The organism is Pseudoalteromonas sp. G5_S1_54_S4, from assembly GCF_054968565.1.
Window position 1 is genome coordinate 19,040 of the sequence record NZ_JBQKUL010000037.1, and the last position, 26,506, is coordinate 45,545.

The window sequence follows — 26,506 nt, forward strand, 5'->3', positions numbered from 1 at the left end:
ATATCGCCTCATTAAACATTGATAAGTTGTTAAGATCAATTAAATAAGCTCAAATATCAATCCAATTGAAGTAGCTTATAAAATAAACCTAATACAAAAAGCTAAACAATATGCCCGCTTTCAACTATAGGCGTAACCCAATATTTTAACGGCGTGTACTTACAAACAGGGCTTAACGCCGTTTTTACTATGGCAAGTTCAGGTAATAATATATGCACCTCAAACTGATAAAAGCTGCGATGCCCTTCTACTTGCTCGGCAATGTCAAATTCACTGTGCTCTTTACTGTAGCCTTCAATGTTTTTTAAGTTAAAGCCGGTAATGCACTCTATGCCAATTAATATATCAACCACGTCATCTTTTATGTTTGTGGGTACATTTAGGGTAAAAAGTAACTGTTCAGCCATGTTTTTTCTCCAACCAACCATAAAAGATAGGTAATAAATAAAGTGTTGTAATTGTTGAGGTAATTAACCCGCCAATAACCACAATCGCCAATGGTTTTTGAATCTCAGCGCCAGGGCCGGTGGCAAATACCAGTGGCAGTAAACCAAACATGGCGGTTGTGGCTGTCATTAACACTGGGCGAAGGCGTCTGCTTGCGCCATCTAAAATGCGCTGCGTTACATTGGCAGAAAACATTTTCATTTGCTCAAAGTAGCTGATCATCACAATACCATTGAGTACCGCTACGCCAAGTAAAGCAACAAAACCAACCGATGCAGGCACCGACAGGTATTCATTACTAATAAACAGGGCAATCACTCCCCCCATTAACGCAAACGGAATATTAGCAATTATCAGCGTTGATTTAGATAAGGATTTAAACGTGGTAAATAAAATAATGAAAATTAGTATTAATGCCACAGGAATAAGCACCAGCAAGTTTTGTGTTGCACGTTGCTGGCTTTCAAATTCGCCACCAAACGACAAGGTAAAACCACTGGGTAACTTTATGCTGCTATTAATTTTAGCTTCCAGTTCATTTACATAACTAACCACATCGCGGTTATCCACATTAACGCTTACAGAAGCAAAGCGCTTTGCTTTTTCTCGCTCTATTAACAATGGCCCCGTTTTAAAGCTAATATTAGCCACCTCTTCAAGTGGTAGTAGGCTGTTGTCGGGCATTAAAATTAGCTTTTGTTTTAATGCGCTCATTGACGATAACTCAAAGTGTGCTGCGCTGTCGCCTTTTTGTGCATTAAACACAATAGGGATCACGCGGTTTCCTTCTTGCAGTGCAGATACCTGTAAGCCTTCTAATTGCGACTTTAAATAATCGCTTAATCCTTCGGTGGTTAAACCAAACTGACTAGCAACCTCAGGAATGAGTTTAATATTTACGTATTTACCCCCTTCAATAAGCGCCATTTGCACATCACTTGCTCCGTCAATGTTAGTGGCAAGTGCCGTGATTTTTTCAGCTAATGAGGCAAGTGTCGCAATGTCATTACCGAATACTTTAATCGAAATATCACCGGTGCCACCGGTGAGCATTTCTGATACCCGCATTTGTATTGGTTGAGTAAAGCCAATATTTACCCCTGGAAATTGCGCAAGTGTTTGTCGAATATCCTCGATTAGCCGCGCTTTGGAGTCAAAACGCCACGTATCTTTTGGCGCTAATTCCATAAACACATCGGTTTCGTTTAATCCCATAGGATCAAGCCCGAGTTCATCGGATCCGGTACGGGCAACAATTTGTACGATTTCTGGGGTGTTTTTTAACAGTGTGGCTTCAATTTGTTTATCTATATCCAGCGAGGCTTGCAAGGAAATACTCGGCGATTTTTCCAGTTGCACAATAATGTCGCCTTCATCTAAAACGGGCATAAAGCTTTTACCAAGTCCCTGAAATAACACCCCACTGAGCACTAAAACAGCAACTGATATAACACTAATAGCCACCGGCTTTTTAATTGCTTGGGCAAGTGTTTTAGTATAAAAACCTTGTAATAGCGTGACCATTTTAGGCTGGGTTACGGGTTCATTTTTTAATAACAATGAGGCTAAAATTGGAATAACCGTTAACGACAACAACAGCGCACTTAGCATGGCAAACACGATAGTGAGCGCCACTGGGGTAAATAACTTGCCCTCTAACCCTGTTAACATTAATAGCGGTGAAAACACGATAATAATAATAATTGTGCCTGAGAACACTGGCGCCGCGACTTCTTTACAGGCGCGATAAATAACATGCAGCCGAGGGAGGTGCTGATTGTTAGCCAACCGATTCACTATGTTTTCAACAATAACTACCGATGAGTCCACCAGCATACCAATGGCAATCACTAAGCCGCCTAAACTCATTAAATTAGCCGATAAATCAAACTGCTTCATCATTATAAACGTCAGCAATGCCGACATAGGTAAAGACAAAGACACCACCAATGAAGAGCGAATATCACCTAAAAACAAGGCAAGTAACACTATTACTAGAATAATTGCTTGGCCTAGTGCGCTGGTAATGGTGCTAATTGCGGTATTTATTAAGTTAGAGCGGTCGTAAAACACATTAATTTTTGTGCCTTGCGGTAATGACGCTTCAATGGTGCGAAGTTTATCTTTTACATCTGCAACAACTTGCGCTGTATTACTATTTTTAAGCGCAATTATAAGCCCTTGTACCGCCTCTTCACTGTTTTTAGTGACTGCGCCATAACGGGTTAAACTGCCAACATGTACCGTGGCAATATCACTTAACCGAATAACCTTATTTTGAGTGGACTTAATCACGGTATTTTCAATGGCGGTTATATCGGTGTATTTGCCCTCAGTGCGCAGAATTAAGGTGTCGTTGCCTTTTTCTAAGCGCCCTATGCCACCGTTTTGATTCGTTTGCGTGATTGCCAACTTCATTTCATCAAAGCTGACTTGATGCTGTTGCATCAATAAAGTATTGGGAAGTATTTCATAGGTTTTTGAAAAGCCGCCAAGGCTATTTACATCTGCAACGCCGGTTAAAGTGCGCAGTAATGGACGAATTTGCCAATCTAAAAGCTCTCTTTTTTCAATCAGCGATAAGTGAGTACTTTCTATAGTAAACATGAACACCTCGCTCAAAGGCGTGCTCATTGGCGCCATGCCGCCACTAATATTACTGGGCAAGGTGGGTAAAATATTTAATAAACGCTCATTAACTTGCTGACGGGCCCAATAAATGTCGGTGCCCTCTTCAAAGTCAATGGTAATATCGGTAATAGAATACTTAGTGGTAGAGCGCAGCATTTGCTGTGACGGAATACCCAGTAATTCGGTTTCAATCACCCGTGTTACTTGCGATTCTATTTCAAGGGCGTTCATGCCGGGTAATTTGTACACTATTTTAACTTGGGTGGGCGATATTTCTGGAAAAGCATCCACCGGAATACTTAACCAAGATTTAGCACCAATGGCCATAGCAACAATAACAAAAATACTCACAAACAAACGCTGAGTAAGTGAAAACTTAATAAGCAGGTTTAACATTTACTCTCTCCCTAAGTGAAGCAACATACCTTGTAGCGCACTTACCGAGCTTATTAGTACCTGCTGATCATCTAGGTTTTTGTTAGCAGTAAATACATAGTCTTTGCCTTGTGTACCTTTGAGCTCAATCGGAAGTAACTCAAGGTTATCGCCAGACTTTAAAGCAATGTAATTAACATCTTCAAATTCAAACACCGCTGACTTTGCTATTTTAAAGCCCGTTAATTTATTTACCGGTGTGACTTTGATAGTTTGCCCCAGTCTAAGCTGGCACTCATTTGAGCTTGGCGACGCCCACACTATTTGATGGTATTTATCTGCAATACTGTCATAGCTTTCAATATTTAAGCTGCAACTTTGTGACAGCTTGAAATGCGCTAACGTGTTGGTAAAACTAAGAGGAACTTTAATCTTAACGCGAATACTACTTGCATCGATAATATCAAACGCGGTGTCACCCATCACACGGTTTCCCGACTCATTAGTGAGTTTTAAAATGCCTGTTTTTGGACTCACTAAGGTCACGTTTTCATTATCATCAATGTTTAAAAATGCCATTTGATGTTGCATATGTTCAAAATTTAGCTTGGCTTCAAAGTAGCTTTTTGTGATTTCAACCCATTCAGAACTTCTTATTATTTTGTTTTTTAAGTGTTGTTGATTTATGTCGTAATGGCTTTTAGCAATAGCGAGCATGTCTTTTGCTGATTGATAGGCATCTAAAAAATGGTGTACATCACTGCCCTCAACGCTTGCAATCGTGGCGCCCTTTTCAACCATGCGGCCGTTAGGGTATAAGTAACGAACCTGCTGTACATCAAACGCAAACAGCACCGTATAATTGACCCCAGGTTTGAAATTAACTTCACCAATTAAACTTTGCCCGTTAATAAACTCTGTTTTTTGAATCGGCGCAAATTCAACATCAAAACCACTGAGTGACGAAAGCCCTACAGGTGCTAAATTTTGCGAAGCAAACACAGGATTAAATGTTAATAAAGTCACCGTAAAGAAGAAAAATAACGTATATTGAATACGCAAAAAATGACGCATTTTTTTTGTAAAATTTAACAGCATTTAGTTTGTTCACATTTGATTAATTTTATAGAATCAACCATGACTTTTTTAGACGGTTAAATCATCAGGCAAACGCCTTAATATGCTTATAAACCCTGATTTTGACAGTACAGTACATATGTCCATTGCAAATTTAACCTACTGATATTAGAGAACTTAATGAGAGATAAAATAATCGCAGCAACGCTATTGGTGATCATGGTGTTAAATTTTTTTGACGTGATCATGGATTTAAAATTAGGGGTGCCGCAGTGGCATATTTTTACTGAGAGCTTAATTGTGATTATTTCTGCCTTGGGTGCTCTGTATTTAATTAAAGATATTAACGCGCGAACTAAAAAAATTATTAACCTTAAGCGCGAATTACACAGTTCTGTGACTCAGTTAAACAACATATCGCAGGAAATGAAAGACGCGCGTCATCAATACAGTGGTGTTATACAAACGCAGTTTTCTCAGTGGACACTCACTCGTAGCGAGCAAGAAGTCGCGATGTTATTACTTAAAGGCTTAAGCTTTAAAGAAATAAGCGCACTAAGAAACACAAAAGAAAAAACCGTACGCCAACAAGCATCAGACATCTATAGTAAAGCCGATGTAGAGGGCAGACATGAGTTTGCCGCATGGTTTTTAGAAGACTTTATGCAACAAAGGCACTATCCGCATTCAAGCTCAGCCATTAACTAATGCAGTGACTATCGCATATACTTGCGCGCTATTTTAGTCAGCGTTAAGCTAACGCTTTATTTTCGTCATTATGGTCTATGCGCTCTATAGCCCGCAGAGATAATTCAACGTAAAGGTTTAATATGAATAACAGTACCTACCCTATTGGCAATCCTGGTGAAAAGTGGAATAACAATCATAAACTCCAATGGCTTGAAGCCCAGAAAATTAAACGTAGTTATAACGATGAAGTATTAACGCTAATTAATGAGCTAAAAGATACGCTTATTGTAGAGCAATATGGTGAACTTAATTATGCTCAAAACAGTTACCCTTTGTTTGCATTAAAAACCCAACACTTTGATAAAAATAAACACACAGTGCTAATCACTGGCGGCGTACATGGCTACGAAACCAGCGGAGTACACGGTGCGTTAAGGTTTGCAAAAACATTGGCAACTCAATACGCAGAGAAATTTAATCTGGTGATTACTCCCTGCATTAGCCCATGGGGTTATGAAACAATAAACCGCTGGAACCCAGAGGCAATTGATCCAAACCGTTCTTTTTATGAAGGCAGCCCAGCGCAAGAATCTGCATTGGTAATGAATTATGTGCAATCTTTAAATACTGATTTAATCGCGCATATCGATTTGCATGAAACCACTGATTCAGATAACAGTGAATTTCGCCCTGCACTTGCAGCGCGCGAAGGTAAAGTAAATACTAATTGGAATATTCCAGACGGTTTTTATTTAGTCGCTGACAGCAACAAACCAGAGCCTGCTTTTCAAAAAGCTATTATTGAATGTGTTGAAAAGGTCACACACATCGCTCCAAGCGATGAAAATAAACAATTAATTGGTGTACCTCAAGAACAATTTGGGGTAATAAACTATGCAGCAAAAGAGTTAGGTTTATGCATGGGGTTATCTGATGCAACCTACGTTACAACCACGGAAGTTTACCCAGATAGTGCAACGGCCAACCCTGAAGAGTGCATATTAGCGCAAGTTGCGGCAATTTCGGGTGCGTTGGACTACATTATTAATAAGTAATAGTTATGGTATTCATCAGCACATAGTAAGGTGCAGACAAAGGAGCGGCTATTGGAATTTAAAAATAATTACGGCAGTTACAGTTTTTATCTTGAGGGTAATATTGTTATTGCGCAATTTAAAGGCAACTTAAACCCTGAGTTATTAAATCACTTTAAAGCCGCTCTGTTAGACACCATTGCAACGTTTAAACATCAACCTTGGGGCTATATTAGCCACTCGCCCGACGTTGTGGCCGCCACCCCTGACGCTGAAAAAAATATGATCGATGTTAGCCAAACAATGGGGATAAATAATTGCATAATGAGTGCCTTTATACTCACCTCTCCCATAGCCATAAGGCAACTACAACGTATTATGCACAGCTCAGGCCGTGACGCTCATTTACAAGAATGCTTGTTTGATGACTTGCCAAGCGCTAAGGCATTTATAAAAAGTCAGCTTACCTCAGCCGAGTAAATCAATTACACGACCGAGGTATAGTCAACGAAAAACCAAATGGGCTAGTTTTTATAAAACTGACTCTCTTTAGTAATTGAAATGCTATTGTCCTCTTGTGCGGTAATTTTAAACTGCAGCTTACTCACCTTCGTGGGTATATCATATCCATCGGCAGTAACCGTTACAGGAACACTTTTCATCAACCCTGGCTCTACCAACACAGCGTTAGGACTTTGCAAGCTCGCACCTTCTAACCCACTAATTGAAATAGAATAATGCAAAGGTTGCTGCGTTTTGTTAATGATGGTGAGTGTATAAGGGTTTTCTACTAACCCTTCATAATTTACCCGATACAGTGCGTTTCTGTCTCTAAGTACTGAGGCTTCGATAGGCGTACGTTGTAGCATCCAAGCAAACATAGAAATAATTAACAGCGCAGTTAAAGCGCCATAGCCCACTAACTTGAGCCTAAATGGATTAGTTTTTTGCCCCGCCATTTGCTTTTCACTGGCGTATTTAATTAAGCCTTTTTCGTAGCCAAACTTATCCATGGTATCGTCACAGGCATCAATACATAAGCCACAGTTAATACATTCATATTGCAGTCCATTGCGAATATCAATCCCAGCAGGACATACTTCAACACATAAGTTACAGTCTACACAGTCACCTAAATTAAGCGCTTTAGGATCGGCTTTACGTTTACGTGGACCGCGGTTTTCACCTCGTTCGCTATCATAGGTTACCACCAGCGTGTCTTTATCAAACATCACTGATTGAAAGCGCGAATACGGACACGCCACTGTACACATTTTTTCTCGTAAAAAACCTGCGTTGCCATAGGTACAAAATGCAAATAAAAACACCCAAAAACTGGTGATCCCAGACCATTCAAAATTAACCATTTCTAGGTATAAGGTTTTAGCTGGAATAAAATACGCTAAAAAAGAAGTGGCAGTTAAGAGTGAAATAACCAGCCATGCACTGTGCTTAGTAATTTTTTTACGCCACTTGGTAATATCCCATGGGCTTTTATCAAGCTTAATACGCTGGTTACGCGTCCCCTCAATACGTTGTTCCACCCAAGAGAACATCAACATCCAAATTGTTTGCGGGCAAGTATAGCCGCACCACACACGGCCAAGCCAATTAGTCACAAAAAATAACGCAAACGCCCCCACCATAAATAGCATGGCGAGAATCATAAAGTCTTGAGGTAGTAAGGTTAGGCCAAAAATAGTAAACTTTTGGGTGGCCACATCCAATAACACCGCTTGCTGACCGTTATATTGAATCCAAGGAATGGCGATAAAGCTGAGCATTAGCAGCCAACCTAAATTACGGCGTATACGCTGAAAAAACCCTTTTTGCTCGCGTATATAAATCGGCCCTTCTTCTTTGTAGGGCTTAATGATCATGTCTTCTTCTTTAATATCAAACTTCATGTTACTTACTTAATAGTGACGGGTATTAAGTACGATTTTGCAACTTTCAGACCACAGTGAAAGTTAATTTAACTTATTGATATTAAATGATTATACACATAACACCAAAGCGAAAATTCGCGACATTTAACGACATACACGATATATCGCGAGTTAACGAGTACGATGCACTGCTAATTTTCGCATTTTTGAGCGAAGCGTACTCTCTGGTAAGCCCAACTTATTTGCCGCGCCTTGTTCGCCTGCAATTTTCCAGTTACATAACATCAGTACGGAGATAATATGCTGCCTTTGCGCCTCATCCAGTGTAAGCGTTGGGTTAACAGCATTCGCATTACCAGCTTTTAGCGGCTGACTTAACTGCAGTGTGGGCTGTGTAGATAAAATAGCTTCTCTCTCTAACACGTTTTGCAGCTCTCTGATATTGCCTGGCCAGTCATAGGCTTGTAGTTGCCTAATAGCTTTGTTACTTAACCCCTGTAATTGCTTACCTAGCCGCTTGTTAATTTGCACAATTAAGTTTTGACATAAATAAGGTATATCTTCTTTTCGCTCTTTTAGTGCTGGCACTTTGATAGGAAACACGTTTAAACGATAATATAAGTCCATTCTAAACTGCCCTGCTTGTACCATTTCCCACAAGTTACGATTGGTTGCAGCAATGATACGAATATCAACTTTTAGGGTTTGGCTGCCCCCTACTCGCTCAAATTCGCGCTCTTGTAATACTCGTAATAATTTACTTTGTGACTCTAACGGCAGCTCTGCCACTTCATCTAAAAATAAAGTGCCCTTATCAGCAAGTTCAAAACGCCCTTTACGTCGCTCATTTGCGCCGGTAAACGAGCCTCGTTCGTGTCCAAACAACTCCGATTCTAATAAGCTAGGGGTAAACGCCGCACAATTAACTTTTATAAACGCCTGCTCATTGCGCTTGCTTAATCTATGTAAGTTACGTGCCACCAGCTCTTTGCCAGTACCGTTTTCACCAAGTATCAACACCGTACTGTCGGTTTCGCTCACTAACTGTATTTGCTGCAACATACGTTGAAATACATCACTGCGCCCTACTAACCCTGAGTCTTGCCAATCTTGATTTAGCTCGGCAGTAAGGTAGTCGTTTTCATCTTTGAGCTGCTCGCTTAAATGCTTTACTTGCGCTAAAGCATCTTGGAGCGCGGTTTGGGTTCGCTGCTGCGCTGATATATCACGAAAAACGGCTACGGCTCCGATAAGCTGGCTATTTTTATAAACGGGCGTGGAGGTATATTCAACAGCAAAGGCGCTGCCATCTTTACGCCAAAATACTTCGTTTTTAACCTCGCGGCGTTTACCATCAAACATGGTGCAGTAAATTTGGCATTCATCGGCAGGGTAAGGCGTGCCATCTGCATGACTGTGATGATGATATTGATGTATTTTTTTACCCAGCAATTCATCGGCTGTCCAACCCGTCATTCGCTCTGCCGCTGGATTTACAAACACCGCATTACCAGATAAATCAAATCCGTATATGCCCTCACCTACCGCATTAAGTAATAAAGTAGGATCGTTTAAAAAGTTTTTTATCATTGCAGACCTCGCGAAATATCGCGAGTATTATGCCAATTCTCTCCTGCTTTAGCACCTAGTAATGGCTAAATAATGCCTTAATATCTATTTTTGCTTCTAGCCGTGCTGCAATTAAATACAAGCCCGCTAGCTTACGGTGAATAAACAACGCATCAACAGGAGGCGTATGCCATTGCTGCGACTGTGCACTTAACTGCAAGCCAGCATCTTTAATATTGCTAGCAAGCGCGCTGTTTTTAAAATCAAACTCGCCGTGATAACGCAGTGGCTCGCAGGCCATTAAAAATAAATCAATCACTTTTTCTTTGTAATTGTCTTTGAGCGAATCTTTAAAATAGCCAATATCGGTGGCGGCATTGAGCACCCCCTCACGATCGTTATTACTACCAGCTTTAAATAAAGCTAGATAGGCATTACTTAGTGCTGGGGTAATTTCTCGTGTGGCACCAAAGTCAAATAATACTATTTTTTGTGATTCAGGTTGGTAATGAAAATTTGCAAAGTTAGGGTCGGTTTGGATTAAATTAAAGACAAACATTTCTTTAAAAAATAAATCAATCAGTTGCTCAGCAACCCGACTTCGCTCTGATTGTGGTAAATATGTAATGCCCTCTATAGACTTGGCATCTACATACTCCATAGTTAGCACTTGCGCAGTACTGTGCTGGGGATACACGCTAGGGACTTTGAAATGCGCGTTATCTGCTAACAGGTTTTTGTAACGTGCTAAATACTCAGCTTCTCGAGTGTAGTCGGCCTCGGCTAATAGCTGTGCTTTGGCTTCTGCCACTAAGGGTTTAATATCCAGCTCTTTAGGTAATAACCGCGATAAGGTAAGTAAAGTGATCACGTTATCTACGTCACTCACTACACTTTTTGCGATTCCAGGGTATTGAATTTTAACTGCCAGCTGCGCGCCATTTTCTTTATAAGCTAAATGAACCTGACCAATGGACGCCGCCGCAAACGGCCTAAGCTCAATATGAGAAAAACGCGATAACCAATCCTCTCCCCACTGCTCTTTTAAAACACTAACCAGTTGTTTGTGTGGCATCGGGTTGGCATCGGAGCGCAATAAAGACAGCAATTGAGCAAGTTCGGGGGTTAGTAAGTCGCCAGCATCCATTGAAAGCAGCTGCCCAAGCTTCATTGCCGCACCGCGCAGGTGTGAGAGTTGAGTGGCTAGGTTTTCAATATTTTTAGGCTGAAGCAATAAGCTTTTATTATCCCAGCCTTTACCAGAAAGCGCACTTTTAGCCCCGCCCACTAACATATTCGTGGCGACGCCAGTGGCTAATGAGCCTAACTTTGCAAAACGTGAAAGTCGAGATGTGGGAACGGATCGCTCATTAGCCATAATTAACCTAATCTATTAATAATAAGGTCAACTAATACGTTTTATTACGCCTATTGGATCTAAATTATAACCGAGGGACTAGCTTAATAGCGCCTTCCACTACTTTTAAATCTAAAGGTAAATTACTTAATAATGCCATTTTAGGATCCTTCATATTTAACTTATAAACGGGGTTAACGGCTAAAAAGGCATTCATTACATCCATGGCCTCGTTATCCAGCACTTCTAAATTACCTTTAAAGCCACCCGCATCAATGCTTGAGTCGAGTAACTTAACATTACGTAAAAATACCGCTTTTTTCTCGCTGTCATAAAAAGGGGTACCCTGTATTTGCAGCTTTAAGCGCACTGGGTACTTTAATGCAAAAGCATTAATCTCGGCGCTAGAATCTGCACCTAATAAAACATAATCACTATTATCTGGGCCAATATTAACGCTTAAATCATTCACATCAAACTGCACAGGTAAGCCCATCAGGCTAACTTTTTCACTTAATTTAGGTAACTCTTTATTTAGTAACGACTCAACCTCTGAATTTGTAAATGAATAAACCGAAATACCCTGCGTACTGTTACAGGCAGTTAAAAATAGTAGTGAAATAAAAACAAAAATTTTCATGCAAAACCCTATTGGTTAATCGTATAGGCAGTAAGTAGCCATAATAAAAAGCCGCTTTAATAGCGGCTTTTTCATTTTAGTTGATAAAAGTGATTGCGCTTAATTTACAGCAAAAATAACTTTTAACCTTGCTAGTGTGTCAGCTGTGACTGAACCCTCGCTGAGTGCTAATAACTGCTTTAAATAATAATTTAAATCAGCGTGTTCGCCACGGTGCTTATCATCAAGCATGGCTACTTGCTCTACCATTCTTTGCGCTGAGTTTTGCGAACTTACGCTCGCAAGTATTTCCATGCGCGTTAGCAGCTGCTCACAGCTCAATGCTGTTTTAACGGTACCATTGAATTGGCTCGGGACTGGCTCGTTGTTCTCAAGTGCAACAAATAAAGCATCTAAATTAGCTTGCTCATTTTTAGCCGCTAAGCCTGTCAGCTTTTCATCTATGGCTGATAACAAAGCAGACACTTTAGGGGTTAACGATTTAAACTGTGTATACCCTTTAACTTTGGTTTGTAAATCAAGTAATTGGGCTTTACCTTCTACACTATTTAATGCTGCTTCAAGCTCATTCAGTTCAGTTGTTGCCAGCTTATCTGACTCACTTTGTTCGCGTTTTTGCTGTTCAAATTCTTCGCTTCGTTTAGTGAAAGTTGCATCATTAAACTGACGGAATTTTTGCCACAATGCGTTTTCAGCTTTTAAGCCTGCAAACCCTATGGTTTGCCACTGTTGCTGTAACTGTTTTAGCTGTTGACAAGCGTCTGCTAAATTATCGCTTTGTGATAATTGCTGTGCTTGTTCAACGAGCTCATTTTTAAGTGCGGCATTGCCTTTATGAAACGCGTTAAGTGACGCTACAACCTGTTGCTGCTCTGCTTTATAACGCTCGTTTAATACGCGGTATGTTTTCGGGTCAACTTTACCCACACTTCGCCATGCTTTTTGCAAACGGTTATAGTTGCTTTCTAGTTGTTTCCAATCTAAATCAGCCGTATCAGTTGCTTGTAAATGCAGCGCATTCATATCAGCAATCAATTGCTCGCGCTCTGCTTTTGCTGCTTCACGTTGCACTTCTTGCTCAGCGAAGTAGCTGCGACAAGGGGCAAATAAAAGCTCAATTTTTTCATCAAACTCGTTGCCCTGTTGTTTCTCTTGCTCTGTATCAAGGCGTCCTAGCTCGTTCCAACGCTTGCGAAGTACTTTAACTTGATCAGCGCGCTGTTGTGGATCGTTACACGGCTCATCAACTAACGCTGTTACTTCTTCTAAAAGTGCTGCACGTTTTGGTGCAGCCGCATATTTTTGCCAATCTTTAGCATCGGCTAATTGCGCTTCTAGGTCTGCTTTTAAGTTAACCAGCGGCTGTTGGTATTTCTCAGTTAGGGCATTAAATAACTCTTCGAAGCCTTTAAATACACCAAATGCAACGTTAAAGCGCCCTTCTTCAATTAAACGTTTTACATCACGTGCCTTGCGTTTAGCTTGGCTTTGCGTTTTTTCAAGCGGCTTAGTGAGTTCGCTCATTGCGGCTAAAAATTGCTTTTTATGGCTGTTAAGCTGAGTTTTGAATGACGCTTGTAAATCAGTGCTAAGTACATTTAGGTGACTACGTGCAGTTTTAAATGTGTCATTGAACGCTGTTAACTGTTGATCGTAATCGCTAAGTTGCTCTGCAGGTTTTATTTCAATAAGCGTACTGTAGGCAATTTTATATTCTTTGATCGCCGTAGTTAGCTCAGGTAACTTGGCTACTTGTAAAAATAGTTGCTCAAGCTTATTAATCACTTGTTTTGATTGCTGATCAGCCATCAATTGCGTTTTATCTAGTGTGTCTTTTGCTTGTGCTACTTTTGCATTAAGCCAATCTTGCTGAATTTGCTCTGGGGTTTCTAATCCAAGTTGCAATGCATTTTCAATTTCTTCACTTAATGCTTCTAACGTAGCTAACGCTAACACTTGGCGCTGTTGCTGCGCTACGCGTTGCTGCTCTATTTCATGTTGCGCTTTTAAGGTTGCAATGTGTGCATCAAGCTTATCGGTAATTGATATATATTTAGCATCAAGGGTTTTTACATGTTCTTCACTTAGCCATTTTAATTCAAGAGCTTGCCACTGCGCCATGAGTTCTGCAGCTTGTGAGTCAACAATGGCGTAGTCATTTTTATCACGCAATGCATTAAGCTTGGCTAAAATAACACGGGTTGCGTTTTCAACTTGCGATGGCATTTCAAGCGCTAAACGCTCGTTTTCAAGATGACTTTCTAGCGCAACTTTGGCTTCACCTTGAGCATGCTTTAACAGTGCTTTAGTTAACTGCTGAGTAATGACTAAATCAACTAACTGTTTTTGCAGCTCTTCGTTTGCTTCTTTAAAGGCTTTTTCAATCAGTTTAGGGTTAGCTAGGCGTTTTAATAGCTTAACTCTCACTTGCAATTCTTTTTCAGCAAATGCTAGTTTTTCAAGGGTTTTAACCGGTGCAAAGCGTTCAATGTACTCATTTTTAATCTGCGCCGACAAGCTACTTTCACTGTTTAATACAGCCGATGAGATTTGTTGTTCAGCAACATCTTTCAATGCCTGATCTTGTTTGTAAGCTTTCCACCACAGTGGTAAGTCGTTTACTTTTTGCAGTGCTTTACGACGAATTTCAGCCGATGAGTCTTCAAGGGCTAAGGTGCTTAAAATTGTTACGTCACGTGCCACATCAAGTTTTTCAATCGCATCTAAACGAACTTGTTGCTTTGGGTGTTTCCATTTTGGTGTAAAAAGGTGTTTAAAGATCATTTTCACTGAACCTAGCTATTTCGTTATCTGATTTGAATTCTTTTTGTAGTTGCGCTTTGGTTTTTTGGATCATTTCTCCATCTGCACCAATGGTAAACTGCTCGTTTGATTGTGCTACTTTTGCTTGATACAACATCACAAGTTGGACTGTTTGTTGTTTTTGTTCATCTGATAAAGGTGTGCCATCTGGCCACTTTCCTGTTGATGCACCATATTGTAGGCGCTCAAATAATTCTGGAGTAATATTCTGTACTAAGTTGTCAATATTCATGTCATTTTTTCTTTTTCAGAGTCACTAAAATAATACGGTTAATAAGGTACCAAATACAGCCAATGCCTATCGCTGAGGTATACGCATACCACTGAAGTGTTTTTTCTTGAGGTTGTAGGAAGTACAAACAAAAGAAGCCACCTAAAAATAAGATCAGCGCTAAAAAGGAGTGGTTCATAAACATTTGCTGCTTTTTAATTCGCTGCTCACGTTGAAGTTGTTGAACTTGCTCGGCATTTAATTCAGCAACGTTACTTTGGCAATGTGGACACTGCGAATGTTTATCTGAAATTGATTTTGCACATTTGGGGCAACGAATAATCGCCATACATCTCTCTCCATACTACGCATAAAAAAAGCGCCTCTCGGCGCTTTTCATTGTACTTGTTTTATTGCTCTTTGTCTTTTTTGAATTTAACCCAATAGTTCATATTAGGTTATTAGGGTCTGTTTATTCAGCGTCTTTTGATTGCTTTTCAAGGCGCTTTTCCCAGAAGGTGGCGTTTTTAATCCCTAACTTAACGGGATCAAATGTGATTTGGCCACCTTTTTTCTTCTGGTCTTCATAATCACTCAAACATGTTAAGGCCGGTTTAGCGACAAAGAAAATGGCTAATATACCCAATATGTTGATCCACGCCATTAAGCCAACGCCTATGTCGCCAATAGTCCAAATATAACCGGAACTGTTAACCATGCCGTAGGCTACCATAAACATAATCATAAGTTTTACCACTACAAGCGGAATACTTCCTTTAAAGTAGCGATTTAAGTACGCGATATTCGTCTCAGCAATGAAGTAATAAGCCAGTATGGTGGTAAAAGCAAAGAAGAATAAAGCGATACCTACAAACGCTTCTCCAAAGCTACCGAATACACTAAACAACGCCATTTGGGTGAATGCTGCTGATCCCACTTCAGTTGCCGCATCCACATTTTGGATTATAAACTGCCCTTCTGGCAAAGTGCCGACTACATTGTATTGCTGCGTCATTAAAATCATTAATGCCGTTGCTGTACATACAAAAAGTGTATCAACATAAACAGAAAAAGCTTGCACTAAACCTTGCTGTGCAGGGTGATCAACTTCTGCTGCCGCCGCTGCATGAGGACCTGTACCTTGACCGGCTTCATTAGAATAGATACCACGCTTAACACCCCAGCCAATTGCAGCGCCAAAGCCTGCTTGAGCTGTAAATGCATCACCAATAATAAGCGAGAAAATGCCTGGTACTTTGTCTATGTTTAAAAATACGATAATTAAGGCCAGTACGATGTAACCAAGCGCCATAAATGGCACTACAATTTGCGTAAAATTAGCAATACGCTTTATACCACCAAAGATAATAAACGCTAAAACGATTAGAATAATGGCCAACGCAACCAGTTTAAAACTACCTACGTCACCAAAACTTGTAGACACCATAGTGCCATCGCCAAATACTTGAGTGAATGCGTTGCCCACAGCATTTGCTTGCACGCCCGGCAGGAAAACCCCACACGCTATAATTGCCGACACAGCAAATAATACAGCCAGCCACTTTTGCCCTAAACAACGATCAAAATAATACGCTGGACCACCGCGGTATTGGCCGTCTTCTTCTAACTTATAAATTTGACCTAATGTTGATTCTGCGTATGCAGTACTTGCACCTAAAAAAGCAACAACCCACATCCAGAAAATAGCGCCAGGGCCACCAAAACCAATTGCGGCTGCCACACCGGCAATATTACCAACCCCTACTCGGCCAGATAATGAAACAGCAAGAGCTTGAAAAGATGAAATTCCTTTTTCTGAGGTGTTAGGGCTAAATAATAGCTTACACATTTCTTTAAAATGTCTAACTTGAGCAAATCGAGTTAGTACGGAGTAAAATAAGCCTGCGCCTAGGCATAAATAGATGAGTGCATCACTCCAAACAACATCATTAACGGCGCTTACAAAAGCTTCCATGAACATCCTCACAGTTATATTTATTATTATTAATTACCATACTCTGCTACTCAGAATACCTGTCATAAGCTTTACGAAATAAGGGGTTAATCTTTTCCGTTTTTCTTATTGTTCAATCGATATTAACTTAAGTGCCCAACCTTGTTAACAGTTAATTTTCAAAACAGCTTATTGTTTATTTATATTGAGCCTGCTAAGACAAGGTTTAACTAAGTGCAAATTGATTTAGACTATATGGTATTAAATCTGTCGAGAAGGTGTATTGAAACGTTTTAGTGCTGTGGTGGGTAAATGATTCTTATTTTTTGGTGCGGTTGGTTTAGCTAAAAGTAAAAAGGGTATCAATATTATTGATACCCTTTGAAACAAACGTTTTATCTTAAGTTGTCTACAACATTAACAATGGCTGCTAAAGTATCTTGTCCAAATTGATATGAACGACGATCTGACCAACCATAATCTGGATCGGGTAAGTCATTATTATCTTTAAATGGCATTTCTACTGTGTAAGTCAGTGCTTTAAATTCTTCTGCTGTCGCTGATGAACCTACTGTTAAGTTAGCTTGACCTGGTTCGTCTTTATCGTAGCCATGCGTATCTTGAAACTCTGGAGTAATAGTTAAAAGCGCGGCTTTAAAGCTATCTTCTAGGCCTTTTAGGCGTGCATCATAGCTTGGTATGCCTTCACTACCGGCAACAAAGTTATATGGAATGGCTTCATCACCATGAATGTCTAGGTGCATGTCTAAGCCGGCTTCGCGCATTTTATTAAGCACTAAGTAAACTTCTGGGCTGTTTTCCATGCTGGGTGTTTGCCATTCACGGTTTAAGTTAACCCCTTTAGCGTTAGTGCGTAGGTGACCGCGCGCACTGCCATCTGGATTCATGTTTGGCACGATATAAAATACCGCTTTTGATAGTAACGCTGCTGCATGAGGGTCTTCATCATCAAGTAGCTTGTGTACTAAGCCTTCTACAAACCACTCTGCCATTGTTTCACCTGGGTGTTGACGAGCAGTGATCCAAATTACTTTTTTATCGGCGCTTGGCTGACCAATTTTAAGCACGCTCATGTCACGCCCATCAAGCGTTTGACCTAGTGTTTCTAGTTGGCAAATTTCTTGGCTTTGCGCCCATGCTAATAAGTCTAAATGACGATCGTAGCTGTAAGGTGCAAAGTAGGCGAAGTAAACGCTGCTGCACTCAGGCTCAAGCTCAAATGTTAATGTGCCATTTTCATACGAAGACGGTACACGGAACCATGTTTGACGGTCGTATGAAGCGACAGCTTGGTAGTCTACCCAACCATCAGGGTATGCAGACTTATCAAGATTATTAATATTTAACTGATGAAATTGATAAGGCGTTGTCTCAAGACGAAAGTGAAACCACTGATAAAACTCAGACTGATAATCTTTATTAATTTCTAACTGAATATTTAACGGATCGGTGGCTTCAATAACTTTAATATTACCACTGTCAAAATTGCTACTGATTTTCATTACAACAAACCTATTAGTTAACTGTGTGTCTTTGACTAAGGCATTTAGCCAAGAGGTAAATACGTGTCACTGCACTTTAAAAGTGTATAAACGCGTACCCAATTTAATAAAGCGTACCATAACCGCTTCACTTTAAAAATCTTCAGACCTAAAAAAGCCAGCAAGTGCTGGCTTTTCTTAATTGCTCATGTGTTTATCGAGGTAAACTTGGGAATGAGACTTCTGCCATGTCGCGCATACAGCGAACTACCTGACAGCTATAACCAAACTCATTGTCGTACCATACGTAAAGTACAACACGGTTATCATCAACAATGGTTGCTTGAGAATCAACAACACCTGCGTAACGGCTACCTACTAAATCGGTAGATACAATTTCAGTTGACGCTGTGTAATCGATTTGATCACGTAGGTCTGAGTGAAGTGCTGTTTCACGTAAAAACGCATTAAGCTCTTCAACCGTCGTGCTCTTTTCAAGATTTAAGTTTAAGATAGCTAACGATACGTTTGGTGTAGGTACACGGATTGCGTTACCTGTTAGTTTACCTTCAAGCTCTGGTAATGCTTTAGATACCGCTTTTGCTGCACCTGTTTCAGTGATAACCATGTTAAGTGCCGCAGCACGACCACGACGTTCTGCTTTGTGGTAGTTATCAATTAAGTTTTGGTCATTAGTGTATGAGTGAACTGTTTCAACGTGACCATTCTTAATACCAAACTGATCGTTTAATGCTTTCAATGTTGGTGTTATTGCATTAGTTGTACAGCTTGCAGCACATACAATTTTGTCTTCCGGTAAAATATCTTGGTTATTTACACCGTAAACGATATTTTTAATGTTGCCCTTAGCTGGCGCTGTTAATAATACTTTTGCAGCACCTTTAGATTCTAAGTGTTGACCAAGACCAGCTTCATCTTTCCAAATACCTGTGTTATCAACAACAAGTGCGTTTTCGATACCGTAAGCGCTGTAATCAACTTCGCTTGGCGAATTAGCGTAGATAACTTGAATGTAGCTACCGTTCGCTTTAATTGCATTGCGCTCTTTATCAATGGTAATTGAACCATTGAACGGACCATGGATAGAATCACGACGCAATAAGCTTGCACGTTTTTCCAAATCGCCGTCTTTACCACCACGCACAACAATAGCGCGTAGGTTTAGATCCGCATAAGGGCCTGATTTTTCAATTAACAAACGTGCTAATAAGCGACCGATACGACCAAAGCCGTAAAGTACTACGTCACGTGGCGCTTTAGGCTCAGAATCAACAATTTCAGCTAGCTCGTCTTTAACGAACTCTTCTACTGAACGGCCATTCGCAGCATCTGTGTATAAATAGCTGTATGCTAATTTACCAATATCGATACGGGCAGAATTTAATTCGATTTTGCTAATAGCTTCTAAGAATGGGAAGCTTTCACGTAGGCGAAGTTTAGTTCCTTCAAACTGAGCTACTGATTTGTGAGACTTAATAATATCTATAGTGCTTGAGTTTACTAATGGACGGCCGTAAACAGCGATTTCAATACCACGATTACGGTACAATTTACCAATAATTGGTTGCATGCTTTCAGCGTAATCTTGACGTTCTTGCCAGCTACTTGTGTATTCTAACTCGTGAGATGAGGTCATTTTTTTTACCTAATTAAACAATTTTGAACGGATAGCCTAAGAATGTATCGAATTTTGAGAGCAACACATTCCTTCGGGCAGGCCTATTCTAATTTAATCTCATTTTATTCTCCACTGTTAGAGACTAAAGTTTAGGCTAGAATAATACTTTATTGATAATTGAGAGACTCGGATGGCTTTTAAGCGCATAACCCTCGCCTTTGCAATTTTGCTTACAGGCTGTGAAGAATCTTTAACCGTTGAAGATATTTGCGTTCAATCGCCTGCCATGTGTAATGATCTTAACCAAGATAGTCACTGTAAAGCGCAGCGAGAACATACTATTTTTTCTCGTCACCTTGAATCTTTACAACATACCGATGAGCACAAATATCAATTACTCAAAGCGTTTGAGCATTACAATCAATGTATTGCTTTGGCAGCCAACATTCAGCACATAAAATTAAAAAGCAAAACCACGGCTCGCCGACGTGCCCACTTAACGAGCATGAGGGAAATGGCGCGGATTTATCAACAGACAAAACACACCAGCCATCCGGGCTTGCTTTATTATCATTGGTCAAGAAACAATGACGAAAGTGCATTAACACGTTTGCTCGCTTTAGAACATACTGCAGAAGTTGAACAAAGTGCTGAGATGCAATTTTACTTAGCGTCTTATTACATTAAGGTTGATGAAGATAAAGCGATTAATTTTTTATACAACACGCTAGCGCTGAATAAAGCCAAGAATGAACCGAACCCTGAAATATATATGTCTTTGATCAGCCTGTTTTATAAACATCAACAATATAAACATGCTTATATTTTTGCCAAAATAGCTCAGCTCTCTGGTATTGAACATATTGATATACTGTTAATTGAGCAACAATTAATAGCACAAGGAAAGAATTTAGAGAGTTTAGATAGGTTAGCCGAGCAGACTTTGCAGCAAATAGATCAAGGAAAGTTTATTTCCCCCCGGAAATAATAAAACAGATACAAAAAAGGCAGCTTACGCTGCCTTTTTGTTTATTTCTTGCTTGTGCCTACTTCAACACGGGTTTTTAACTTTTGCCCCGGTCTAAAGGTAACCACGCGACGTGCTGAAATTGGGATATCTTCTCCCGTTTTCGGGTTACGTCCCGGCCTTTCTTTCTTATCTCGAAGATCAAAGTTACCAAATCCAGAGAGCTTAATCTGCTCGCCTTTTTCAAGCGCTGAGCGGATTTCTTCAAAAAACGCTTCAACTAAATCTTTGGCATCTTTTTTATTGATCCCGAGCTTTTCAAATAGGTGTTCAGCTATGTCGGCTTTAGTAAGCGCCATATCTAGTCCCTCAACGATGCATTAAACTGTTCGGCCAGTGCGGCCACCACGTTATCAACTACCTGATTGATATCTTTCTCTTCGAGTGTTCTATCAACCGCTTGCAGTGTTAGAGCAATCGCCAAACTCTTATAATTTGGCTCAATACCTTTGCCCTTATACACATCGAATAAGTTTAGGTCAACCAATTGATTTCCGCCAACTTTTCCGATGACGTTTAAAATATCACCTATTTTAACGCTGTCTTGTACTAAAATAGCGATGTCGCGGCGATTTGATGGGAATTTAGACACCCCAACAGCCTGCGGTAAATTTCTTTTTTCTAATGCCGACATTTCAATTTCAAACACAAAAGTAGCGTTATTGATATCTAACGATTTTTGCGCCTGAGGGTGTAATGCACCAAAGAAACCTACTTTTTTTCCATCAACATAAATAACGGCTGATTGACCAGGATGAAGGCCATCTGATTGCTCGGCTTTAATTTCAAAGCGGCTAACATCGTTGGTAATAGCAAGTAATGCTTCAACATCCCCTTTTAGGTCGTAAAAATCAACGTTACGTTTTTCTTCAACCCAATGTTCGCCATGCACAAGCCCGGTAATAACACCACCAATAACCGGCACTTGGTAAACGCCATTTTCTGCGCTTTCATCGCTGATAAACTTAAGGCCGTGTTCAAATAAGCGAATACGTGGCTGCTGGCGGTTTTGGTTATACGCAACAGATGCCAATAAGCCAGGCATTAAGCTTACACGCATCGCTGACATTTCAATTGAAATTGGGTGCGGCAATACCAATGCGTTACACTCTGGATGTAAAATAGCTTGCGCTTTAGGATCAACAAAACTGTAAGTAATGGCTTCTTGATAGCCACGGGTTACTAGCGCATTACGAAAACGGCTCAGTGCAACAGTTGACTCATCATGTGTGGTCATTTTAAGTTTTGCAGTTGGTGCCACATTAGGAATACTGTTGTAACCGTATACACGTGCTACTTCTTCAATTAAATCTTCTTCAATACGAATATCAAAGCGGTAGCTTGGTACATCAGCGCTCCAGCTATCATTGTCAAATTTAACATCAAGACCTAAACGCGTAAGTATATCGGTTACTTTAGCATCGTCAATGTGATGACCAATAACACGGTCTAAACGTGAACGACGTAAACGCACTTCAGTTACTTTTGGTAGTTTATCTGTAGCAACAGCTTCAACGATTGGACCTGCGTTACCACCTACAATCTCCAGAAGTAACGCTGTAGCGCGCTCCATGGCATCGTGTTGTAGTGCAAAGTCGACGCCACGCTCATAGCGATGAGATGCATCAGTGTGCAAACCATAGCTGCGTGCTTGTCCTGCAATAGCCACAGGGTTAAAGAATGCGCTTTCTAACAGGATATCAGCTGTTTTGTCAGTAACGCCAGATTGCTCACCACCAAAAATACCAGCAATGGCTAGCGCTTTATGATGATCGGCAATCACTAATGTCGATTCATTTAATTTAGCCGTATTACCGTCTAATAAAACCAGCTCTTCACCTGGGGTTGCACTACGTACTTTAATTCCACCATCAATCGCATTTAAATCAAATGCATGCATTGGGTGGCCAAGCTCTAGTAATACAAAGTTAGTCACATCAACAACCGGATCAATTGAACGTACACCACTACGACGTAGCTTTTCAACCATCCATAATGGCGTCTCAGCGTCTAGGTTAATGCCCTTAATAACACGCCCTAAATAGCGAGGACAGGCATCATCGTTAACCAACTCAATAGATACTTTGTCTTCAATTGTCGGGGTTACCGCTGGAATGCTTAATGTATTTACATCAATACTGTTAAGTACGCCGACTTCGCGGGCAAGCCCTTTAATACCTAAACAGTCGCCACGGTTAGGTGTTAAATCTACGTCAATAATGTTGTCATCAAGCGCTAAATATTCGCGTAAATCGGCACCAATAGGCGCATCAAGTGGCAATTCCATAATGCCATCGCCTTCTTCACTAATACCTAGCTCATCAAACGCACATAACATGCCGTGTGAAGGCTGACCACGAAGTTTGGCTTTTTTAATTTTGAAATCGCCTGGTAACACTGCGCCAACAGTGGCAACTGCAACTTTAATACCTTGGCGGCAATTTGGTGCACCACAAACAATATCAAGCAGTTCATCACCACCAACATTAATTTTTGTTACACGTAGTTTATCTGCATCAGGGTGCTGGCCACACTCAACCACTTCACCTACCACAACGCCATTAAATTTGGCTGCTGCCGGCTCAACGCCATCTACTTCTAAACCAGCCATTGAAAGCTGTTCCGAAAGAGCTTGCGTATCAATTGCAGGATTTACCCACTCTCTTAACCACTTTTCACTAAATTTCATTTTATCTCTTCACTCTTAACGGAACTGGTTTAGGAATTTTAAGTCATTTTCGAAAAACGCACGTAAATCGTTTACGCCGTAACGCAACATGGTTAAGCGCTCAACACCCATACCAAAAGCGAAACCTGTGTATTTTTCAGGATCGATGCCTACAGACTTAAGTACGTTAGGATGAACCATGCCGCAGCCTAATACTTCTAACCATTTACCGTCTTTACCCATCACGTCCACTTCTGCTGAAGGCTCTGTAAACGGGAAGAATGAAGGACGAAAACGAATTTCCATGTCTTCTTCAAAAAAGTTACGTAAAAAGTCATGTAAAATACCTTTAAGCTCAGTGAAGCTTACATCAGTATCAACCATCAACCCTTCCACCTGATGGAACATAGGCGTGTGTGTTTGGTCGTAATCGTTACGGTATACACGCCCTGGCGAAATAATACGCAGTGGCGGTTGCTCAGTTTCCATAGTACGAATTTGTACACCACTGGTTTGAGTACGTAAAACCAACTTAGGATTAAAGTAAAAGGTATCGTGATCGGCGCGAGCTGGGTGATGCTCTGGAATATTTAACGCATCAAAGTTATGAAAATCATCTTCAACTTCAGGGCCTGATTTAACAGCAAACCCAAGTTCACCAAAGAAGCTTTCAATACGCTCAATGGTGCGAGTTACTGGGTGCAAACCACCCGATGGCATAACACGCCCAGGTAAAGTTACATCGATTGTTTCTGCCGCTAGTTTTTCTTCTAATGCTTTACTTGCTAACAATTCACGCTTGTCATTAATCGCAACTTGCACGTCTTGCTTAGCTTGGTTAATTACTTGGCCTGCTTCTTTACGTTCTTCAGGGGCAATTTTACCTAACGTTTTAAGTAAGCTGGTAATTTCGCCTTTTTTACCAAGATAGTTAACCCTGATCTCTTCTAGCTGCGCGATTTCACTTGCACTGGCTACCGCCTCAAGTGCTTGCGCTAATATGTTTTCTAAGTTCATTCGATACCTGATCTTTCACAGAAGGTGATTACAATTTAGTTAGCTAATGATAACTGAAAGCAGGGTCTAGATTCTAGACCTACTACAGCTTTAGCGTTGATTTTATAAAAGGAATAGTCAATTTTCGTTGTGCAGCCATGGATGCGTGATCTAATTTGTCTAATACATCCAATAAAGCACGCATATCACGACTCAAACGCGTTAATAAAAATCGCGCACATTCATCGCTCAGTTCAAGCCCACGCATATTTGCACGCTTAACCAGCGCCTGTGCTTTATCATCGTCACTCATAGAACGAATTTGAAACGTAGTGCCCCACTTTAAACGGGATTCTAAGTCAGGCAAGCTAATATTAAGCATGTTAGGCAGTAAATCGGCAGTCACTACCAGCATTTTATTGGGCTCATTAAAGCGATTAAAAAAGTTAAATAACGCTTTTTCCCATGCATCATTGCCTGCTACCAAGTGCACATCATCAATACACAATACATCCAATGCTTCAAGCCCATCTAAAACCATTGGTCCAAAATGAATGACCTCGCGCATGGAAAGCAGCATATTAGATAAGCCACGCTCTTGTGCCTGAATACAAGTGGCATATAGTAAGTGAGATTTACCAGAATCTCCTAAGCCACACAAATAGGTATACTGAAAAGAGTGAGCAAGCTTAGAAAAGCTATCTTTGAGATGATTTACCTCGAGTGAGTCTTCACCGCCAAAGTAGGATGCAAATGTTTCATCGTCCGGTAAAGTAACCGGCAATGCCATTTGTATTGGCTCTTGAGTTAGCATTAATTTACAACCCATTGATACTCTAGGCTTTGCTCATCAACTATGTGATAAAAAGCACGAGGATCAACATAGTCTTTAAAGGCGTTATCCAGGCCAAGGGCTTTTTTAAGGTCACTCACAGTCCCCGTATGATGAAGCTCAAACTCAACCGAATCGGGTGTTTTGCGTAAAATAACAGCTTGAGTTACTACGCTTAGATTCATTAAGCGGCGCTTAGCCAATTCAATATCAACAAAGCTCTCAGTCCCTTTTAAAGTTAAATTGGCAGTACGCTGCTCATAATAAGCATTAGGATCAATCGCATATTCACCAGCTAAACCTTGTGCTAAATCATCAATCATTTGCGCAACAATTTGCTGTCTATAGCCAGTGATACGGTTAGATTCAAACATTTCATCATTGGTAAAGCGCCAATCTAGTACCCAATTATCAGAGTTAAACGCTTGATACATTCTAGCAGTAATACTTCGCTCAGCACTGTAGCGTTTAGATGCCTCTTCTACAGGCCCAGAAAAATTTCCCCAAACTTCAGGGACACCAACAAGCCGTCTGTCTTGTAAATCGAGTAAAGGCACAACAACCGGTAAACCGCGGCGGCTTGCTTTGTCGTAAATCAGTTGCTCTAACTGAGGATAACTCTCTTGAGTAACCAGCTCTCGCTGCCTGTTATCTTCAATGCCTAACCAGATGGCAACCAGTGGACGTTGAGCTCCCCACAAAGGCAAATTAAGATCTTTTATTAGTGCATTGATCTTTCGCGCTTCAAATTTAACTAGTAACTTAAGCGTTCCAGGAATACGCTCATCGTATTCAAATTTCAGCATATAATCAGATATATCTTTGGTGCGTTGCTGTGCTATCTGATTTTCATCTGCACTTTTATCACCACTCACTTTTACTAGTACGTTAAGAAGCGCTTTGCGACTAGCGTCTAAACGCGCATCACGAGATTTATCTTCTACGACCAAAATATCTTGATATAGATCAGTTACTTCAACTGCAGATACAGAAACACAAAAGAAAATGGATAAGGCGCTAATTAATAATCTATACACAGGCAAATCATTCTTGGTTTTAAACTGTTTTGATCCTAAATCAAAGCCACTAACAAAGCAAAATTATATTTTTACAGTGACTAAAGCTGCTGATTAAGTCGAACTTTC

Annotated in this window: 22 protein-coding genes; 4 read left to right on the forward strand and 18 right to left on the reverse strand. The window is 40.5% G+C overall.

Annotated features, from left to right (window positions below; genetic code table 11):
• Positions 1-101 precede the first annotated feature (101 nt).
• The 3 genes from ACTRWE_RS13870 to ACTRWE_RS13880 are packed head-to-tail and all read right to left on the reverse strand — an operon-like array spanning position 102 to position 4,527.
• A complete protein-coding gene (locus ACTRWE_RS13870; RefSeq protein ID WP_138626364.1) occupies positions 102-407 on the reverse strand; it encodes a DUF3240 family protein in 306 nt (101 codons plus the stop codon).
• On the reverse strand, positions 400-3,474 hold the full coding sequence (locus ACTRWE_RS13875; protein WP_462880152.1) for an efflux RND transporter permease subunit: 3,075 nt from the start codon (positions 3,472-3,474) through the stop codon (positions 400-402). Before ACTRWE_RS13875 ends, ACTRWE_RS13870 begins: the two co-directional genes overlap by 8 nt.
• Positions 3,475-4,527: an RND family efflux transporter gene (locus ACTRWE_RS13880; protein ID WP_253944044.1), complete on the reverse strand. Its 1,053-nt coding sequence runs from the start codon at positions 4,525-4,527 to the stop codon at positions 3,475-3,477. It abuts the gene before it with no gap.
• Positions 4,528-4,710: 183 nt separating this feature from the next.
• On the opposite strand from ACTRWE_RS13880, the gene ACTRWE_RS13885 reads away from it, so the two are divergent.
• The 3 genes from ACTRWE_RS13885 to ACTRWE_RS13895 all read left to right on the forward strand — a co-directional run bounded on the left by ACTRWE_RS13885 (position 4,711) and on the right by ACTRWE_RS13895 (position 6,734).
• A complete protein-coding gene (locus ACTRWE_RS13885) occupies positions 4,711-5,238 on the forward strand; it encodes a helix-turn-helix transcriptional regulator (RefSeq protein WP_013464615.1) in 528 nt (175 codons plus the stop codon).
• Positions 5,239-5,360: 122 nt separating this feature from the next.
• Positions 5,361-6,275 (forward strand): M14 family metallopeptidase, encoded by a 915-nt coding sequence (locus ACTRWE_RS13890; protein WP_024601173.1) that lies wholly within the window; start codon positions 5,361-5,363, stop codon positions 6,273-6,275.
• Between the two features lie 51 nt (positions 6,276-6,326).
• The gene (locus ACTRWE_RS13895; protein ID WP_290156032.1) at positions 6,327-6,734 is read left to right on the forward strand and encodes a hypothetical protein; all 408 of its coding nucleotides are present in this window, start codon (positions 6,327-6,329) and stop codon (positions 6,732-6,734) included.
• Between the two features lie 44 nt (positions 6,735-6,778).
• Here the strand turns inward: ACTRWE_RS13895 and ccoG are convergent, their stop codons facing one another.
• The 10 genes from ccoG to ACTRWE_RS13945 all read right to left on the reverse strand — a co-directional run bounded on the left by ccoG (position 6,779) and on the right by ACTRWE_RS13945 (position 19,856).
• Complete coding sequence (gene ccoG / locus ACTRWE_RS13900; protein ID WP_033102667.1) at positions 6,779-8,161, reverse strand: cytochrome c oxidase accessory protein CcoG; 1,383 nt, start codon at positions 8,159-8,161, stop codon at positions 6,779-6,781.
• A gap of 153 nt (positions 8,162-8,314) precedes the next feature.
• Entirely contained in the window at positions 8,315-9,733 is a 1,419-nt protein-coding gene (locus ACTRWE_RS13905) for a sigma-54 interaction domain-containing protein (protein ID WP_262977197.1), read from the reverse strand.
• Positions 9,734-9,788: 55 nt separating this feature from the next.
• The gene (locus ACTRWE_RS13910; RefSeq protein ID WP_138563215.1) at positions 9,789-11,090 is read right to left on the reverse strand and encodes an ABC1 kinase family protein; all 1,302 of its coding nucleotides are present in this window, start codon (positions 11,088-11,090) and stop codon (positions 9,789-9,791) included.
• 64 nt (positions 11,091-11,154) lie between these two features.
• The gene (locus tag ACTRWE_RS13915; protein WP_350655043.1) at positions 11,155-11,709 is read right to left on the reverse strand and encodes a DUF1439 domain-containing protein; all 555 of its coding nucleotides are present in this window, start codon (positions 11,707-11,709) and stop codon (positions 11,155-11,157) included.
• A 99-nt stretch (positions 11,710-11,808) separates the two neighbouring features.
• Positions 11,809-14,493: a DUF349 domain-containing protein gene (locus ACTRWE_RS13920; protein ID WP_350655044.1), complete on the reverse strand. Its 2,685-nt coding sequence runs from the start codon at positions 14,491-14,493 to the stop codon at positions 11,809-11,811.
• The gene (locus ACTRWE_RS13925) at positions 14,483-14,764 is read right to left on the reverse strand and encodes a YeaC family protein (protein WP_008114080.1); all 282 of its coding nucleotides are present in this window, start codon (positions 14,762-14,764) and stop codon (positions 14,483-14,485) included. The genes ACTRWE_RS13920 and ACTRWE_RS13925 overlap by 11 nt, the downstream gene beginning before the upstream one ends.
• A gap of 1 nt (position 14,765) precedes the next feature.
• Positions 14,766-15,092, reverse strand: a complete 327-nt coding sequence (locus ACTRWE_RS13930) for a hypothetical protein (protein WP_013464606.1) — start codon at positions 15,090-15,092, stop codon at positions 14,766-14,768.
• A gap of 123 nt (positions 15,093-15,215) precedes the next feature.
• Entirely contained in the window at positions 15,216-16,718 is a 1,503-nt protein-coding gene (locus ACTRWE_RS13935; RefSeq protein ID WP_024603130.1) for an alanine/glycine:cation symporter family protein, read from the reverse strand.
• A gap of 374 nt (positions 16,719-17,092) precedes the next feature.
• Complete coding sequence (locus ACTRWE_RS13940; RefSeq protein WP_350655045.1) at positions 17,093-18,220, reverse strand: M14 family metallopeptidase; 1,128 nt, start codon at positions 18,218-18,220, stop codon at positions 17,093-17,095.
• Positions 18,221-18,413: 193 nt separating this feature from the next.
• Entirely contained in the window at positions 18,414-19,856 is a 1,443-nt protein-coding gene (locus ACTRWE_RS13945; RefSeq protein ID WP_350655046.1) for a glyceraldehyde-3-phosphate dehydrogenase, read from the reverse strand.
• 172 nt (positions 19,857-20,028) lie between these two features.
• Between ACTRWE_RS13945 and ACTRWE_RS13950 the strand changes: the two genes are divergently transcribed.
• Entirely contained in the window at positions 20,029-20,826 is a 798-nt protein-coding gene (locus ACTRWE_RS13950; protein WP_350655047.1) for a DUF2989 domain-containing protein, read from the forward strand.
• A gap of 41 nt (positions 20,827-20,867) precedes the next feature.
• Here ACTRWE_RS13950 and ihfA read toward each other — a convergent pair whose 3' ends face one another.
• From ihfA to ACTRWE_RS13975, 5 genes are all read right to left on the reverse strand, one after another.
• Positions 20,868-21,164: an integration host factor subunit alpha gene (gene ihfA, locus ACTRWE_RS13955; RefSeq protein ID WP_008114070.1), complete on the reverse strand. Its 297-nt coding sequence runs from the start codon at positions 21,162-21,164 to the stop codon at positions 20,868-20,870.
• Positions 21,165-21,166: 2 nt separating this feature from the next.
• On the reverse strand, positions 21,167-23,554 hold the full coding sequence (pheT, locus tag ACTRWE_RS13960; RefSeq protein ID WP_350655048.1) for a phenylalanine--tRNA ligase subunit beta: 2,388 nt from the start codon (positions 23,552-23,554) through the stop codon (positions 21,167-21,169).
• A gap of 15 nt (positions 23,555-23,569) precedes the next feature.
• A complete protein-coding gene (gene pheS / locus ACTRWE_RS13965) occupies positions 23,570-24,550 on the reverse strand; it encodes a phenylalanine--tRNA ligase subunit alpha (protein ID WP_013464600.1) in 981 nt (326 codons plus the stop codon).
• 82 nt (positions 24,551-24,632) lie between these two features.
• Positions 24,633-25,343, reverse strand: a complete 711-nt coding sequence (gene hda, locus ACTRWE_RS13970; RefSeq protein ID WP_024603126.1) for a DnaA inactivator Hda — start codon at positions 25,341-25,343, stop codon at positions 24,633-24,635.
• Entirely contained in the window at positions 25,343-26,398 is a 1,056-nt protein-coding gene (locus ACTRWE_RS13975) for a DUF2066 domain-containing protein (protein WP_024603125.1), read from the reverse strand. Before ACTRWE_RS13975 ends, hda begins: the two co-directional genes overlap by 1 nt.
• Positions 26,399-26,506: the final 108 nt, after the last annotated feature.